Source organism: Halovivax limisalsi, from assembly GCF_023093535.1.
GTDB lineage: Archaea > Halobacteriota > Halobacteria > Halobacteriales > Natrialbaceae > Halovivax > Halovivax limisalsi.
In genome coordinates this window covers 3,328,600-3,345,175 of sequence record NZ_CP095757.1, presented here as the reverse complement: position 1 = coordinate 3,345,175, position 16,576 = coordinate 3,328,600, and the positions used below count along the sequence as shown (strand labels likewise).

At 64.1% G+C, this 16,576-nt stretch carries 13 protein-coding genes; 2 read left to right on the top strand and 11 right to left on the bottom strand.

Features of this window, described 5'->3' with window-relative positions; translation table 11 throughout:
* Window positions 1-11: 11 nt before the first annotated feature.
* The 6 genes from MXA07_RS15675 to MXA07_RS15650 all read right to left on the bottom strand — a co-directional run bounded on the left by MXA07_RS15675 (window position 12) and on the right by MXA07_RS15650 (window position 11,655).
* Window positions 12-743, bottom strand: a complete 732-nt coding sequence (locus MXA07_RS15675; protein WP_247729533.1) for a phage baseplate assembly protein V — start codon at window positions 741-743, stop codon at window positions 12-14.
* Window positions 740-1,762 carry a phage late control D family protein gene (locus tag MXA07_RS15670; protein WP_247729532.1) on the bottom strand — a complete coding sequence of 341 codons (1,023 nt, stop codon included), beginning with the start codon at window positions 1,760-1,762 and terminating at the stop codon, window positions 740-742. Before MXA07_RS15670 ends, MXA07_RS15675 begins: the two co-directional genes overlap by 4 nt.
* Before the next feature lie 118 nt (window positions 1,763-1,880).
* Window positions 1,881-2,552 carry a CIS tube protein gene (locus MXA07_RS15665; RefSeq protein ID WP_247729531.1) on the bottom strand — a complete coding sequence of 224 codons (672 nt, stop codon included), beginning with the start codon at window positions 2,550-2,552 and terminating at the stop codon, window positions 1,881-1,883.
* Window positions 2,553-7,546: 4,994 nt separating this feature from the next.
* On the bottom strand, window positions 7,547-8,713 hold the full coding sequence (locus MXA07_RS15660; protein WP_247729530.1) for a hypothetical protein: 1,167 nt from the start codon (window positions 8,711-8,713) through the stop codon (window positions 7,547-7,549).
* A 555-nt stretch (window positions 8,714-9,268) separates the two neighbouring features.
* Window positions 9,269-10,306, bottom strand: coding sequence for a DUF7958 family protein (locus MXA07_RS15655; protein WP_247729529.1), 1,038 nt, complete (start codon window positions 10,304-10,306; stop codon window positions 9,269-9,271).
* A 5-nt stretch (window positions 10,307-10,311) separates the two neighbouring features.
* The gene (locus MXA07_RS15650) at window positions 10,312-11,655 is read right to left on the bottom strand and encodes an eCIS core domain-containing protein (RefSeq protein ID WP_247729528.1); all 1,344 of its coding nucleotides are present in this window, start codon (window positions 11,653-11,655) and stop codon (window positions 10,312-10,314) included.
* A 160-nt stretch (window positions 11,656-11,815) separates the two neighbouring features.
* On the opposite strand from MXA07_RS15650, the gene MXA07_RS15645 reads away from it, so the two are divergent.
* Together MXA07_RS15645 and MXA07_RS15640 are read left to right on the top strand one after the other, a co-directional pair.
* Window positions 11,816-14,005, top strand: coding sequence for an ATP-binding protein (locus MXA07_RS15645; protein WP_247729527.1), 2,190 nt, complete (start codon window positions 11,816-11,818; stop codon window positions 14,003-14,005).
* The gene (locus tag MXA07_RS15640) at window positions 14,002-14,622 is read left to right on the top strand and encodes a Pvc16 family protein (RefSeq protein ID WP_247729526.1); all 621 of its coding nucleotides are present in this window, start codon (window positions 14,002-14,004) and stop codon (window positions 14,620-14,622) included. Before MXA07_RS15645 ends, MXA07_RS15640 begins: the two co-directional genes overlap by 4 nt.
* 27 nt (window positions 14,623-14,649) lie before the next feature.
* Here MXA07_RS15640 and cis5 read toward each other — a convergent pair whose 3' ends face one another.
* Genes cis5 through cis1 form a run of 5 tightly spaced genes read right to left on the bottom strand, consistent with a single transcriptional unit; the run spans window position 14,650 to window position 16,522 of the window.
* The gene (cis5, locus tag MXA07_RS15635; protein ID WP_247729525.1) at window positions 14,650-15,102 is read right to left on the bottom strand and encodes a CIS5 family contractile injection system inner tube adaptor; all 453 of its coding nucleotides are present in this window, start codon (window positions 15,100-15,102) and stop codon (window positions 14,650-14,652) included.
* Between the two features lie 39 nt (window positions 15,103-15,141).
* The gene (locus MXA07_RS15630) at window positions 15,142-15,375 is read right to left on the bottom strand and encodes a DUF6760 family protein (protein WP_247729524.1); all 234 of its coding nucleotides are present in this window, start codon (window positions 15,373-15,375) and stop codon (window positions 15,142-15,144) included.
* Window positions 15,372-15,908 (bottom strand): hypothetical protein, encoded by a 537-nt coding sequence (locus MXA07_RS15625; protein ID WP_247729523.1) that lies wholly within the window; start codon window positions 15,906-15,908, stop codon window positions 15,372-15,374. The genes MXA07_RS15630 and MXA07_RS15625 overlap by 4 nt, the downstream gene beginning before the upstream one ends.
* Window positions 15,905-16,063 carry a hypothetical protein gene (locus MXA07_RS15620; RefSeq protein ID WP_247729522.1) on the bottom strand — a complete coding sequence of 53 codons (159 nt, stop codon included), beginning with the start codon at window positions 16,061-16,063 and terminating at the stop codon, window positions 15,905-15,907. Before MXA07_RS15620 ends, MXA07_RS15625 begins: the two co-directional genes overlap by 4 nt.
* Before the next feature lie 6 nt (window positions 16,064-16,069).
* A complete protein-coding gene (gene cis1 / locus MXA07_RS15615) occupies window positions 16,070-16,522 on the bottom strand; it encodes a CIS1 family contractile injection system inner tube protein (protein ID WP_247729521.1) in 453 nt (150 codons plus the stop codon).
* Window positions 16,523-16,576 lie beyond the last annotated feature (54 nt).

The following is a 16,576-nucleotide window of genomic DNA, read 5'->3' as shown; positions in this document are numbered from 1 at the left end:
GTCCGTCCGATTCAGTTGAGTCGAATAATCGCCCCCTTGACCGACAGCGGCCCCGTCGCGTTCAGTTTCATCACCCCGTTCGAACCGACCGAGAGCTGCCCCTTGGCGCTGAGGTCGACCGCGTTGCGACTCGACACGTCGACGCTGGTTCCGGCGTCGATCGTCACCGATTTGTCGGCCTCGAGTGTGATGTTCTTCGCCGACAGATCCAGGTCGCCAGCAGCCTCGACCGAGATGCTATCCGACGCCCCGTCGAGACAGATCTCGTTCGAGCCACTCTTGTCCCGGAGGGTTATCGTGTCCTTGCCGTCGTCGATGTGAATCTCGTGACCGGCGCTGGTCTCGATTGTGACGGTCCCGTCGTCCGCGTCGTCGAACGCCAGGCGGTGGCCGCTGCGCGATTTAATTTCGCGAGTATCGTTCGCGCCGTCGTTTTTCTGTGGCGGCCGCTGTGTCCCGTTCCAGAGTGCGCCAACGACGTATGGATTGTGAATATCTCCGTTTTCGAACGCGACGAGCACTTCGTCGTCGACTTCGGGGAGGAAATACGTCCCGTACTCCGTGCCGGCCATGGGAACGGCCAGACGGGCCCAGTAACTCTCGTCGTCGGCGTCCCGCCAGGGGAACCGGAGCTTCACGCGGCCGAGGTCCTTCGGATCCTCGTTATCCGTGACGATGCCGACGACGACGCCCTGCATCCCCCCGTCAGGAGTTTCACCGTCGAAGACGCCCGGACGACTCATGCGGCCACCTCCGTCGCTTCGAACGTCGTGCGATAGCCCATCTCTCCCATCCGATGGACGGCTTTGGTGACGTGATACGTCCCGGAGAACTTCTCACCGAGTTCCGCCAACTCGATCGTCTGCCCGGCACGGATCTCCGGGATCCCATCGGCTTCGCCGTGGGCCTGCACGAGGGCCTCCGAGTAGTGGTTCAGTTTGGTCTCTGCGATCTGTTCGGCCTCGTCGCGTGACAGTGCTGGCACTCTGAATACCTCCTTGTGTTTCGCGTCCGAACCGCCCGCGGTCGCAACGATCTCCGATTTGTTGTCGACGTCCCACGATCGGACCTCCACCTCTTGGGTCTCTCGCTGCTGGATCACCTCGCCGAAGAAGTCGTGAAGTTCTTCCCCATACCACAGTTCCGTCACCGGGGTTTCGGTGACCGCAGACGAGCGCGGGACGAACTTGACGGTATCTCGCTCGGCGAAAAACTCGAAGCCGTAGGTACTCGCCAGGTCGTCGACGAACCGGTAGTCACTACAGCCGTTTTGAATCAACTTCTCGCGTTTGACGTCGGCACCGTCGATCTCGACCGTCGCGAACGAGTAGCGTCCGAGCACATCTTTAACGGCATCGCCGATCGTCGTCTCGCTCCAGGAATCGGAGCGGGTCCCCTGCATCATCTCTCTCAGCAACCCGTATCCGGTGATCTGGGTCGACGGGCCCCGATCGACGGTGAACTCCCCGGTGATCGAGTGGATCTTCCCGGTCAGCAACTCGGTTAGCTCCCCGTCGGCACCGTACCCCATCGAAATATCGACGTCGGTTCCGATCTCGAAATCGTCCCACGACAGGCCGGCGAATTTGTCGAGTTCCTCGTCGAACGGATAATTCAACGTAAACGAGAACCGGTCGGCGCCCTCGTAGGACGTTTCGACCACCAGGTCGGCGATTCGGCCACCCGGCTCCTGAAAGGTCTCGCCGCCCACCGAGACGCGGAACCGTGGCGAGTATCGCGGGTGATTGTCGATCTGGCTCATCGGCTTACCTTCCTATTCAGTCGACCCCGGGTACGACCGTTCTGCGTTCTCACTCCGCCCGAATTCGCTACCCCATCACCGCACAGCCACTCGCTCGTCTCGGATGCTCCGCTCATCGTTACAGCGGCGGAAGTTCGAGGCGAGTGCCCGGCTCGATCGCTCGCGGGTTCTCGATGTCGTTGTGCGAGGCGATCGTTCGCCAGTGGGATGCGTCACTGTACTCTTCACTCGCGATCAACCAGAGCGTATCGCCTTCGTTCACCGTCCAGACTTTCGTCTTGTCGGTCGACTCGGGTGACACCTCCGATTTGTGGTAGTCGGCCGTCTTGAACTCCGTAAACACGATGGAGACCCGGGCCCGAATGGGAATCCCACTCGGGAGGAACTTGGTGAACTGCTTGTTCGCACGCTCGACCAGCGCGGTGAAGTCGATTCCGTCGCCCCAGACGAATCGACAGACCGGCGGTGCGTGGAGTTCACCGTCGACCGACAGCAGCAGGTCGATGTAGTCGGTATACTGCGTTCGAACGTCCAGTTGTTCGTTCGACGCGTTCTCCGACCCCATCTTATCGGTCGTATCGAAGAACAGCTCCATCGACAGCGTCTCCGCGTTGCCGTCGACGAACTGCATGATCGATGCGCCCGATCCCGTCGCCTTCAACTCGCCGTAGTTCACACTCTTTTCGAGTGTATACGAGTTCGGATTGAACTTACACTCGATCGTCTCCCCCTGTGCCTTCCCGTTCAGGATGCTGATCTGGGCCTTTTCTAATTTCCCGCCTGTTGTCATCGTTTACCCCTCCGTTCGCGCTCGATGCGCCGTTTTCGTTCGAGCTTTCGATAGAGCCGTTCGACCACGCGATCGACGTCCGCCTCGTAGTGGAACCCGTCGTCCGCGATCCCCACATCACGACGACCCCTGTCGGGTTGCCGTGCGTCCCTCTCGGAGCGAGCCGATTGGCGTTCTGCATCCGGCTCCGTGGCGCGTGGCGACCGCGGTCGATCGATCGACGTTCCGTCGACCGACTGGCGTCCGACCGATGATCGATCGGCGGCCCCATCACCGCGATCGTCCCCGCCTCGCACTTCGTGCAGTCGCCGTTCCCGACGAACCGTTGGGTCGATCGCTGTTTCAGCCGACGCCCCCGGCCCGTGCGCCCGGTCGCGATCCGGATCGATCGTTCCGTCACGCGCATGCGATCGTGCCGGGCTGCCACGGTCCCGATCGGGGCCGGCCGATTGCGGGGTCTCCGATTCGTCCGTCTTGACGGAGCGACTGGCGGAATCCGGGGTCCGGTACACCATCGCGGGCGATCGATCGGTGTTCGTCGTCGTACCGTTCTCATCACGCCCGATTGTGTTATATCTAACCATTTTCGACGTCGTACGAGAGGGCGATTCACCGGGCGACGTGTCCGCAGTCTCCGTCTTCGCTGCGGTGTTCGGCGGCTCGTGGCCGGTGTCGGACACCTGGTCCGCCTGACCCGGTTCGACACCCGCCGTCCGGGCCACGGAACTGCGGGAGGCGACCGCCGCGGCCAACCGCACCCTCGGTCGGTCGGTATCGCTCGCTTGGGCCGGCGCTCCCGATCTCGATGAGCCCGCTTGGCCTGCCTCGCCGCCGTGAGTAGCTGTTGCATTCGATCCACCCGTCCGGACCCGTCGATCCCTGGTCACCATCGGGGAATGCGGACTGGATTTGTCGCTTTCGTCTTCGCGACTGGGCGACGCCGAGGGACCGGTGCGTCGTGGCGTGGGACGGCGTGGGGCGTTCGTGTCCCTCGATCGGGTCGTCACGGCGATGGGTCGAATCATCGAACTCGGACTCCGCCCCATCGACCGGTTCGATTGCGGGGTCGGTGCCATCGGTTCACTCCTCGCTCTGGTCACCGTCGCCGGGCCCGTAGATTCACTCCCGTCCGCTCCAGGGGTTTCCGTTTCCTGTCTACTCGCCGCAGCCTCGATCTGGGTTGTCTCTTCATTCCCGGCTGACACGGACTGTCCCGTCGGTCGGAACCTGTCGGTCGGCGATCCGGATCGGTGGCCGATTCGTCGAGTGGAATCGTCGGTCGACGCTTTCGTCCGTCGGTCGGCGTCCCCTCGTCGGGTGATCCGTCCCGGCCCCGAAGCGTCAGGTCGGTTCGGTGGCCGTGAACCTCCGGTGTCACGAGGGGCCGTGCTATCCGGTGGCGACGGCAGATTGCCGAGGCGACCGCCGCCCCTGATTGGGTCGGTCGATGGGGTGGTGCCCGACCGGACCGCTCCGTCACTGAACGTCGCCGTTTCGTCCCGGTCTCGATCGAGGAGAGTCGGGGGAACGCTCCTTGCTCGGACTCCGTCCCCTGCGGGCCTCGATTGCCGCGTCGATGTAACCGGGTCCCTGCGGCGCTTCCCAGCGCGCCCGGGACCGTCCCCGGCAGAGCGCCCCACCGGCGATTCGGCAACCGAGCCACCACGGTCCCACGACTCGGCGACCGAGCCATCCCTTTCAGGCGAGTCGCTCTCCGCCGTCACGCTAACCGGACCCGCTCGGGACGCTTCGGTGCTCCCGGACAGGCGTTCGTCCACACGGACCCCTCCCAGATCGGTGGTGGTCCCCACCCCGTCCCGCAAGCCGATCGGAGTCTCACGCTCACTCGACGCTCCCCTCTCACTCCACTGAGCCGAGGAACGATCCCGACCGAGTCTCCCACGGCTCTTGTCCGTCGTGGCGCTACTGATATCCGTCCTTGCATCACCGGTGAACGGACGTTCTCCACCGGTGTGAGCGTTGATTCCGGATGCGCCTTCACCACCCGGTTGCCCGTTCGGTTCGGCATGCGTGACACGTCCTGTTTCATCGGGTTTCGTCTTCCTCGATCGATTCGCGATCCGAACGCGGTGGGCGGCTGGCGTATCCGGGTGCGCGGACGACGGTTGCCGTGGCGGCCGAGCGAACCGGTTCGAATCGTCGGCGGGTGGAGACTCTGTCCGGGTACGCATCACTTCAGTTCGCACGTTCTTTTCGCTTCGCGCCGCCTCTCTGGGCGGTCGTGGGAATCGTCCAGTTTCGACGTCTCCTGGGCCGGAAGCTGTCGTTGTAGCCTGCCCCGTCGTGCCGGACTGTGCGAGACGCGCGATCGATCGCCGGCGGTTCGCATTGCTGTGAGTCGTCACAGCCGTCTCTTCGACCACCCGGTCGGGTCCGGCATCCATCGGCGTCCGTTCGGCTGGTGTCGCCGTTCGAACGCCGGCCCATCCGGGCGAGCGGTCGCCTTCTGGTCCGTGGCTCCGTGATGCGTTTCTCGAGCGGAGAGCCTGTGATTCGGACACCGAAACCTCGCCCGCTGAGTCGTTCGCCGAACGTGAACCAGACCGCTCCCCTTCGACCCGGTGGGCGTCGACGCCGCTTCGAGTACCGAGCCGACTGCTTTGTTGGCTTCCCCCGACTGTCGCCCCCGGACGGGAGTCGGTCGGAGCCGTTCCGGACGGTAGCGCCGGGGTCAACTGGCCATCGACGGGACGGCGTTCGTCCGCGACATCGAAGCCCGATAGTGCTCCGACCCCGGTTACGTCGTCGGTCAGACCCGCCGCCGAATCCTGCGTCGTCGGTGTCTCGAGACTACTGAATCTGGCCGGGCGTGTATTCTCGCCGTCGCCGGAGTCCATCCCCGGTTCGGAACTGCTTCGACGTCGCGTCCGCTCGACCCGCTGAGGCGGTCCGTCCCCACGGCCGGGTGCAACGCGGACGCTACTTCGCATCCCGTGACCCGAATTCGGCCGCAACTGTGACCGTCCGGCCTCTGTGTCTTGCCGAACTCCCGAGAGGTGTGCGATCGGCCCTCTTCGCCGCTCAATTCCGCTCCCAGACGGCGATGGGCCCGGGCCTGCTGCGTCGTCGGTGGCGCGTCCACGCCGCGTGCTGTCGGGTCCGCTCGACGCGGTTTCGACGGACGAGGGAGTGTCGCGCTCGGAGCGGGGGACTGTAGTGGTGGTCTCGTGGGCTCCAGATCCGCGAAGGCCCTGAACGGTAGGCCACGTTCCAGTGACCGCGTCAGATCCATCGGGTTTCCTCCGCCCTGTCTGGTCCGCACCCAGCCATCGGTCCTCACCGTGTGTCTTCACGGGGGTATCCATGCTAGTTTCGGCCAGACCGCTCTGGGGAACTGCGTGTGTCCCCGACGGAGACCGACCCGCGGGAGTAGCATTGCCGCGTGTCGGTAGCGCCGACGGTTCGGCGGTCGAATTCACGCTACTGTTGTCGTTCTCCGTCTCGCCCCACCCCGTCTCCAGTGCGGCCGCGGGTCGTGGCCCGACTGCCGGTCGTTCCCCCTGACCGCCAGGGCCGGCGCTCGATGGGGCTCTCCTGGCGCCTGCTGAACGAGTCGTGGGATCCCGCTCTCTCACGTTCATGGACGGGCCTCCGAAACCGTCGGCCGGTACCGTCGACCGGGCCGCGTCGGATCGTCGGTCTCGTTCGACGGGGCCGTCGATCGGCCCGCGATCGAACGTCGCGTTGCGGTCCGCATCGACGCCTGCGGTCGACGTTTGCATCCGCTGCGTGACGTTGGTTTCTAACCGCCGGGTGCGATAGTGGCGTCGCACGAACCCGGCCCCGCCGAGTCTCCGCATACCTTCTCGGCGCCCCTCGTGACCCTGGTCGATCACCGCTCCGAGGTCTGGTCCGGGCGTCTGTGGCGTCTCCATCGACGCATCGATTCGTCGGCCGTCCTCCGTTTCGCGCACCGACCCATCGACGCTCGGCGTCGTTCCGGACCCGTTCCTGCTGGCGCGAGGCGTCGCGTCCGTCGACCGCTGCCGGTCAACGGGTGATACCGGTTCGCTGGTGCGATTTCTCGCTGAAGTGTCTCCGTCGACCCGCGTATCGACTACTCTCGATCGCACCGCCGTCGTTCGCCGATTGGAATCCGTTTTCGTGTTCCGAATCGCCTCTGTCGTCCGGTCCGGCACCCCTCTCGCATGTTCTACTCTATCCGACGCCCAGTTCGACACACGTTTCACTGGCCCTACTGCGTCGGCGCCGGGGGAGTCGCGCGCTGCAGACGAGCCATCACCATCCGGCCCGACCTTCGGGACAAGTTCGGGTGCAGTCCCGGGTTCGCGTCCCGTTTCCCGCTTGTATTCTGCCCCGCCGAGATCGGTCGGCGTCTGTGCGTTCTCACCGGTGGCAACATGCGGATCAGTATGCCGTGCGTTCGACGACGCACTCGAACCGGCGCCGTCTCCTCCGAACGAGTCCGATCGTCCGGTCATCGCTGGCCCGGAGCTGCCCGCAGGTGGGACAGTCGAACCCGAATCGGGTGCGCCGGACCGGACACGAGTCGACGAAATGATGCCGTCGGTCGACGCCGGCGTCGCGGGTCCATCGGTTGGCCCCCACCCTGATAGTAGGTCCAACTGTGCGCCCAGCGGGGCGGCCGCTGTTTCTTCGACGGTTGGTGGCGCCTCACCCTCCGCTGTCGGCGTCGAGCCGGTCCGCTCCCTCCGAACGGCCAGTGAGACGCCGGCCCGTCGCGTGAGTATCCGCTGGGCCAATCGACGGCTCAATGGGTCGAAACTCGCTATCGATCGACTCCGGCGGCCGACTCCTGGTGTATCGTGCCGTGCAGTCGGTCCTTCCTCACTGTCGGACTCGGTGTCGCTGAAATCGGTCACCTGTCGATCGGTCCGGCCCCAGCTCGATCCAATCGAGATATCTCGGATGACTGACTCACTCGGTTCGTCCCCGTCGTCGACTGGCGGATCGCGGTGTCGCATGGATGGTTGGGCGTTCGCGTTCGGGGATTAGTCCTGGCGGACGGGGTCACCGCCGCCCGGTGCGGTTCGATCGGTGCTCGTCTTCGAGCCGCCGGTTGCTCCGCCGACATCCTCGGCGAGATGCGTGGTACTATCACGATCGATGACCGCCGACGCCTCGTCCGTCCACTGGAGGTGGTGGACGACGCTATCGGTCGTGAAAATCGCGGGCGTTTCGGCACCGCGTTTGAGATCGTATCCGAGCGGCAGTTCGATCGCGTCGTGATTCGGCGGGAGTGCGAACGCGTCCGTAATTTCGAACGTCGCGCGCTGGCCCGGCTTGAGCGTCGCATCCAGCTCCGGCCGGTACAGGTTCAAATCCGTATCGCGAATCAGCGCCGAAGAGAGGTCGACCGTCCGTCCGGCCGTGTTCGCCACGGTGAGTTCGGTCGTCTCCCGCTCGGTCGACGGCTGGAGCGATTCGATCGTGAGATCCGTTCGTTCCGCCAGTGCTCCCTCGTACCGGTTGTAGGCAAGCAGCGTCACCACGACCCAGGTCAGACTGGCGATCACGAGGGGGACCCAACGCGTGACGCCTCCGAGCCACCAGTCAGCGAGTTCCGTGACGAGCAGTCCCACTGCGACCGCTGTGAGGATACTGACGATCGCCGCCAGCGTCCGCGGCTCGAGTCCGCGGGTGAGAACGTACGCGGTCCGAACCGACTCCCCGAGGCCCTCTGACCGTGGACTGCGGCGGTACCAGAGAAGCACCAGCCCGACGACGATCGGCCAGGTGAGCAGGATGGCCAGTACCAGCGACGTCACCGGAACGCGACCGAGCGCGACGCCGATCGTGAAATCCGCCGCCACGAGGAGGGCCGAAACGAGGCCGACGACCATCGACTTGACCCATGTCGAGTAGCCTCGCCAGCGGGCAGCAATCGCCGTCCGGTGTCGTCGATACAACAACCCAATCGTGCCGATGACGAGCCCGACGACGAACCCGATCAGAAAGAGCACCGTGGTCGATGAGAGTGGGTACTCGACGACCGGGATGGTAGTCGACGGCACCAGCTCCACCCAGTCCGTTACCATGCCGATTCCCACCGCCAGCAGCGCCACGACGACTCCGACCACGATGACCGGGGCGATCGGTCGCACCACCGCCCGAATCGGCTTGCGAACGGCGCCCCCGAGCCGCCCCATTCCACTCATCGTCGCCCGTCGCCCTGGCGACGACATCCTTCGCCCCCGGCTGCGGGATTCGATCTGAACGCAGTTCGCCCGTGGCCCCCTCGATCGACCGGAAGCCGCCGGCCGTCGTTCTCTTTGTCACACATGTTTCGTTACGGGATACTACTTTCATGCGTGCATAAATACTTTGATTTACTGATGACAGGGCCTTCAGATACTGTCCATATTGGGTTGGACTGATGGTGAATACGGGATAACTGCGATCGATTCGCGCGACTCAATGGTAAATTTGGCTCGATCGGTTTCCCTCGTTTGGCCCCTGGCGAGCAGAGCCTCGGGTGTACTCGTCGAGCCGGGTGTCGAGGGGCTCTCGTGGGCCGTCGTACGGCTCGTCTCGGCTGACGGTCTCGTAAAAGCCGGGCCTGCACTCGGAGGTCCTCGGGCGGCGTGCTGCCACAGCGGATAGCAATCCCGGATCAGACAACGCAGGTTGTAAACCAAAGCCCGTTGGCAGCCGGTGGGAGCGTCGTAGCAGTTGGAACCGTGACGGGGGAGATCACCCAAATCGTTGTCAGCTTAGCCAAGCAGTGACCGGACACTCCCCAGAATCGAGTCGTCGCCGAAGTAGCGGTCGTGTAACTTGCCGTGGAAGGTGCCGTCTTCCTGTGGCATGATGTAGTCCGGGTAGAAATCGACGCGCTCGTAAGCGGCGACCGCCTCGGCAGATCCGGTGCCGAGGACCTGAAAGTCCTCGGGTGGTGTGACGCCCATCCGGACGAAGCAATCGCGGATGCGGCAGATCAGATTCCACTCGACGCCAGCTCTGAACTCCTCGAACGAGTCCCACTCGAGGGGTGGCATCTCGACGATCGCGTCCGGCTCTCTATCGGGACCGATGGCAGTCGTGACCTGTCGGCGACCGTCATGGTCGAGATAGGCAATCTGGAGTTCGGTGATGGTATCGACGTAGGCACCGTCGACGAGATCTGTGACATCATCCTCGCTGATGCGGTCGAAGAATTCCTTGCCGAAGGCGGTCCAGGCGTCGAGACCGTCGGCGGTGAGGCTGGCGACGGGCGTCTCTTTGACGGTGTCCTGGTTGATGCCGAGGCCGTAGCGATCGGCCAACTCACGAGCCTCGGCTTCGTGATCGGTGTCGAAGGGATCGACGCCGAGGTAGAGTTCCTTCCGATAGAGGTGGTAGTCCTCGCCCTGGGAGTCGGCCGGCGCGTGGACGACTTTCTCGGTTCCAGCGTCGTGGTAGCTCTTGAGTTGCTGGTAGAGGTCTGCGAAGTTGGCCTCGAACTCGTCGCGGTCCATCTCGTCGACGGCACGCCAGATGAGTAGGAGGCGTATCGGATTCTCGTACCTGGGTTTTACCGTGTCGTAGCCGCGCTCCTGGAAGACGTAGTACTGGGCGTATCGGCGTGCTTGATTGCTGTATTCGTTCTCTTCAGGCGTCCGTTCAGCAGCCTTGTCGTGGTAGGCTTCGCAGTGGTGATAGACAATATCGTACGACTCTTTTTCAAAGGTAATCTCGTGCTCTGCGGTGTTGTTATCTACTATATCGACACCAATTCCCTCCTCATTTTCTCCCACGATTGTGGCCTCCATTTTGATCACCGAATTCCGTTGATGTCGTTACCACCGAAGTCGTCGCCATCCTGACTCCCACCGAGACTCTTGGGGAGGTGGCTTTTCATCGTCTTACCCCACTCCGAAAGCTTCCCTCCCGACAGTTGATCGGCCGTCTTCCCCATCGCGGAGCCGTACTGCCAGAGTGCCTCGGTGCCGCCCTTGGCGAACATGCCGGCTGCGATAGCGGCGAGCGGGCCACCGAGTCCCATGGCCATGAGGCCGCCACCGGCGGCGATGCCGGCCGTCTTCGAGACGCCTTCTCTGCTCGCGATATTCGCGACCGGTCCGGCCGCGTTCTGTGGTTCGACTTGCTCTGAGACGTACTGGCCGAGCTTTTGAACGTTCTCCTCGAGCGCGGCGACGCGCTCGGAAAGTGACCCGTCGGTCGCGCCCATCCCGGCGTACTCCTGGGCTTCGATCTCTTTCTCGGTCTGCTCGATGTCGCGGTTGAGCTTCACCATGTCCGTCATCGCGCTCAGCGCCGCTCCGGCCGAACTCACGACCCGCTGGACATGGACGTCCGTCCTGCGCATGGAGCCAACGCCGAGATCGCCGCCCTGCATCACCTGGCTCGCGACGTCGTCGGCCTCGCGCTCGGCAGCGGGGTCGGGATCGACCTCCATCTCGACCTGCGTCTTGGGCATCATGGAGATCGCCGCGTCGGGCTGCTGGAGGGTGTGAACGACCTCGTGGGCGATGAGGTGCTGGCCTTCCGGCGAGCCCGGATCGTACTCGCCGGGGCCGAACGCGATGTGATTGCCTACGGCGAACGCGCGCGCGTTGACTTCCTGGCACGCTTCCTGGGCTTTCGGCCCGGTGTGGACCTGGACGTGGTCCAGACTCTGGCCGAGGCGGTCTTCGAGTCCGGCCTTGACGTCGCCGTCGAGGCCCGTGCCCGGCGAGGAGACGACGTCTCGCACCGAACTCGGCACGCCGGCGTCGCCGGCGGCTCCGGTGTCGTACTGGGCCTTCTTGCTCCGGTGAAGCGATGCCTCGTTCTGTTGCTCAATGTCCGTTGGAACTTCGGGCGGGCGCTCGGCCTGGCGCTCGCGGAAGGCCTCCATGCTGCGCGTCGTGCCCATCGTCTCGACGGGAACACCCTCGTCGATCCAGGAGTGAACCTGGGCCGATCCGTGGGTCTTCGCGAGTCGCTGGAGACTGGCATCGACCTCGTCGGCGTATCCGAGGCCGAATTCGGTCGCCGGCGTGGCTGCCACCCCCGCCGCCCCACCACTGTCCGACTTCGTCGTCGGTGACTGTCCCGCCGGTGACGAGCGCTCGGACGCCGAATCGTCGGCGTTCGCCCTGGCAGATTGAAATGCCATCTTGATTGACCCTTCGGCGCGCCCCCATATAACGATTGTTCCTTTCGAGCGGCCGGATAGCTTTGGAGGATCTAAATTCGTAATTATCATTGCGTTGGCTCGTGAGATACACCTGCATCACACTCCAAACCGGTACAACGGGGTGGAACGGTGGGACACTATGACCTACGAGAACGCGACCGAACACCTGCTCGATGAACTCGAGCGAATCGAGACGCTACTACAGCGATACGCAGCAGCCACTGATGGGCAGACACTCCGGCACGAAATGGACGAGGACAGTGCTGGGAACACTACCAGTGTTGATGAACCGACCGAACTGGAATTTGCACTCCCGTCTCGTGATAGAGACGACCTCAGAGAGGCCCAATCGTTACTCGCGGAGAAGCGAGCTCACGCGCGCCAACACGGCGTCGAATTGCGCCTCGAAACCCTCGTCGAGGCCTTCGACCTCGCGGATATGCACCGTGACGTCGTCCTCCTGGCACTTCTCCCGGATGTCGATCCTGATGGAGCGCAGCTGTATCGAGAGGTACACGACGACAGCACGAGATCACGACTGACGGTTGGGCTACTCGCCGACCTATTCGCGAAGACGCCAGCCGAGTTCGTCACCGCGCTGGAATTGGTCGGGCCGGATTCGCCGTTGGTGTCCCACGATCTTCTGGTGCTCGACCAGCCAGCCGACGACGCATCGTCCTCGTGGCTCGAGCACTCGATTCGACCCGATCCGCGCATCCGCTCGTACCTTCTCGGCCACGACGGTGTCGATCCGGTACTGCAAGCGCACCTCGAAGCGCAATCCTCCGGGGACGCCGGCGTGTCCATCGGGACGGTTGCCGCAGGGACGACGCTAGGTGATCTTCTCATCGGGGATGCACTCCAGGAAGAACTGGCCGCGCTGCCGGACGGCGACGAGGGTGGCCGTCGCGTGTACTTCCACGGCCCCGACGGATCGGGCACCCACCGTGCCGTCGAGGCGCTCCGTGATTCGGACCGCTACCTGCAGGTCGACCTCCGGACCGTACTCGCTGCCGACGCGCTGGACGCACTCGTTCGCGAGGCGACCCTGCTCGATCGGCCCGTCCACCTGTCGAACGCCGACGCGGCCACCTTCGACGATCGCGAGACGGACCACTCGCTGGAGGCGGTCCTCGCACGCTTCGCCGATTTCGACGGCGACGTCTACGTCACTGGCCGGCGGGAGTGGACGCCGTCGAACGTCCGGGATTCACCCGTCGACGCGATCGTCGAATTCGACCGGCCGTCGATCGCCCAGCGCCGCCAGTACTGGCACGACGCGCTCGACCGCCTCGATCTCGACGCCGACGCCGAAGCACTCGCGAGCACGTTCGACCTCACGCAGGGCCAGCTCGAGGCCGCGCTGGCAACCGCCCGAGCGCTCGCGGGCGCGGACGATCTCACCGTCGAGCATCTGCGGGCGGGTTGTCGCGCCCAGTCCTCGGATGCCCTCGACGACCTCGCTCAACATATCGAGCCGCGTCACACCTGGGACGATATCGAACTCGACGAGGATACCGAACGCCAGTTGCGCCGGCTCCAGTCCCACATCACCAATCGTGGGACCATCTACGACGACTGGGGCTTTCGCGAGCGCGAGGGCACCGCCGGCGTCGTCGCACTCTTCAAGGGTCTGCCGGGGACCGGCAAGACGATGGCCGCGGAGGTACTCGCCAGCGCGGTCGGGATGGACATCTACAAGATCGACCTCTCCTCCGTCGTCTCGAAGTACATCGGCGAGACCGAGGAGAACCTCGAACAGATCTTCGAGGCCGCCGAGCAGTCCAACACCATCCTGCTGTTCGACGAGGCCGATTCGATCTTCGGCGACCGCGCGGAGGTCTCGGACGCGACCGACCGTTACGCCAACGTCGAGGTAAACTACCTCCTCCAGCGGATCGAAACCTACGACGGTATCGTCGTTCTGACGACCAACTACGCGACGAACATGGACACCGCCTTCGCCCGGCGGATCACCCACTCGATCCGCTTCGATCGACCGGACCAGGACGCGCGGGCGGAAATCTGGGCGAACGCGTTCCCCGAGGACACGCCGATCGAGGACCTCGACACCGAGTGGCTGGCCGGCTTCGAGTACAGTGGCGGGGAGATCAGCAAACTCGCCAAACACATCGCCGTGCGGGCCACCGAGCAGAACGCCGAGACGATCACCCAGCCGCTGGTCGTTCGGGCGCTCGAACGCTACAAGCGCGATCGCGATCAGTCCATCCGGGAGGCCGACTTCGAACCCTATCTCGATCACCTGGCCGGCGAGACCGAACGCGAGCGCAAGGAGGCCATCCACGCCCGGAGGCGACGGTCCAAATGAGTTTTACCGCCATCACCGACGTCAGTTCGCTGCTCGTCGAGGTACTTCGCGAGCGGGCGAGTCCCGAGTGGCACCCGATCGATCCCGCAGGGATCGTGGTGGCCTCGCCGGCCGACGTCGACGACCTCTCGAACGCACAGCTGGTACTCTATCCGTTCCGCATCGAGCGCGACGACCGCGCTGGGTCCGTCAATCCGACCGTCGACGACACCACGCGGGTCGACCCACCGCTGTCGGTGAGTGTGCGCTACCTCGTCGTGCCTCAGCGCGTCGGCGACGACGAGGACGCCACCGACGGTGGTGACGGGCTCGAACTCGCCGACCGGCTGGACACCCTCGGGGCTGCCCTCCAGCTCTTTCACGACCTCGGCCAACTCGACCCGACGGCGGGCACGACCGCGCTCTGGCAGGACGCCCCGCTCTCGGTCAGAATCGTCGACGAACCGCTCGAAGATCTCGTCTCGCTGTGGTCGCAGTTGGGCGACGTCAGTTACCAGTCCGCGGCGACGGTGGACGTCAGCCCCGTCCTGATCCCGTCGCTGAACGAGGAGACGTTCACGCGCGTCGAAGAACGAGAGACGGGCGTCGGGCGACACGCACCCGACGAGGACGCCTGAGATGCTACTCCAGAAGACCAGAGTCGACTACTCCGGGAGCCCCGAGAGGGTCTCGAAGCGTTCGTAGGTCAATTCGATCGTCTCGATGGCCATCCGGCGGTCGGCGCTGATGAGATCGGGGCCCTGCCACCGCGTCGGAAAGGCACCGGTGAACTCCCAGCCCCAGACGCTCTCGCTCTGAAACCCTTCCTGGAGTGTGATCACGACGTCCTTGCGGACGATCTGGCCGCTCATGACGTCCTGAATCCAGCGCCAGAACGACGTATCCTCGGTCATGCCGCGCTGTAAGACCAGATCCGCGTGCGAGAACGTCCCCGGAAGCGAGTGAACGTGATCGTTGACGCCACCCTCCTGATAGGGGACCGTCTCGAGTTGCATCGTGAGGCCGGAGACTTCCGAAAAGCCCGCCACGGGCTCGTCGTCGATCTGCACCTCGAAGTTGAACTGCGAGTACGGCGAGTCGGTATCGGTGTATGACATCTGTCGTGGGTACTTCGTAAGGGACTGCGTGATGGACCGCTAGAGGTCCTCGAGCGAGTTCTGAATGACGCCCTCGCCGCCGAGGATGCTGTCCGTCTCGGCAGTCGCGTCGTCGCTCTCGTTCATCCGTTCGTTGATCGCGCTGATCTCCTCACACCACCGGTGGCGCTCCCAGTGGGGGATGGTCAGTACCTCCTCGCGGCTCCAGCCGAAGTGATAGGCGACGAACGCGACCTCCTCGAAGAGGGTTTCGCGGTCGTAGATGCTGATCACTCGGTCGGATTTCCCGTGGGCGCATCACCCGCCGCGGCGTCTGTCTCTTCGGTTACATCCGCGTCGTCGGTCTGCTCCCCGGCCGAAACGAACGCCCCGTCCATTTCGGCTGACGAACCGTCCTCCATCGCGGTGGTCTCGTCGACATCGCTGTCGAGCAACGGCCTACCAGTCGTGACCTCGACTTCGAAGGCCGTTCCACACTCCGGACAGCCGGTTCCGATCGTGTTCCTGCCCGTATTGTTGATCCGCTCGTACATGGCTTGCAAGTACTCGAGGTCGGCCACGAACAGGTTTTCGATCACCGATCGGTCGACCGTCTCCAGCGTCCCGAGGTCGGTGACGACACGCGCCAGTAGCGTGATCGTCAGATACGACTGATTCGACTGGACCTGCGGGTCCTGTAGCGGCTGGATCTCGTCGGCTGCCGTCGCGAGTCGCATCCGCCCCTCCGAGTGCATGGTGCCGTCGTCGTCGACGTACCCGCGCGGGAGCGTAAATTCGAACTCGGTCTGTAGTGCTTGCTCGGTCATCGGTTGTCGGTTACGTACGTGATGGTAACGCTGTCGACGAGTTCGGCGCCGCTACCGACGTGACGGTACCCCTCGGTGTCGACCCGCCATCGATCGTCGTAGCGAGTTCGTTCGTACGAGTACGAGCGCTCGCTTGCAGCGGGATCGTTACTCATTGCTGATTAGAGCGTCTTGCGCTCCATCTCCTCGAACTCGACGGTGTACTTTTCGACCGCGATGGCCTCGGATCCCCCGCCGGCCTGCGCGTTGAGGGTCGGCGCTTCGTACTCGCGGATCCAGGCCTGGCTGAACTCGTAGCGGATCTTGGACTCGCCGGCCGAGTTCTTGAGGACGACTGCGATCTCCTTTCGTGCTTCCTCTTCTTTGCCCTCCTTGACCGCCTTGTGCCACTTGCGGAGCTGGTCGTTCTTCTCGTCGGCTCCGCGTGCAAGTTGCAGCGGCGAGTAGCGAACGTCGCCGAAGAGCTTTCGGCTGTGCTTTGCCTCGTTGCCTTCGCGGTAGTCGTACTCGTCGACTTCCTGCGTCGGGAGCTTCACTTCGAGGAAGCCCGGGACGTCGACGCCGTCGAGTTCTACTTTGAATTCGGTGCTGCCGAGTGGTCCGTGTCCTGGCATGGTTGTATGGTATATGTGAGTTGGTTTAAGCTATTCGATTGACGATACGAGTGG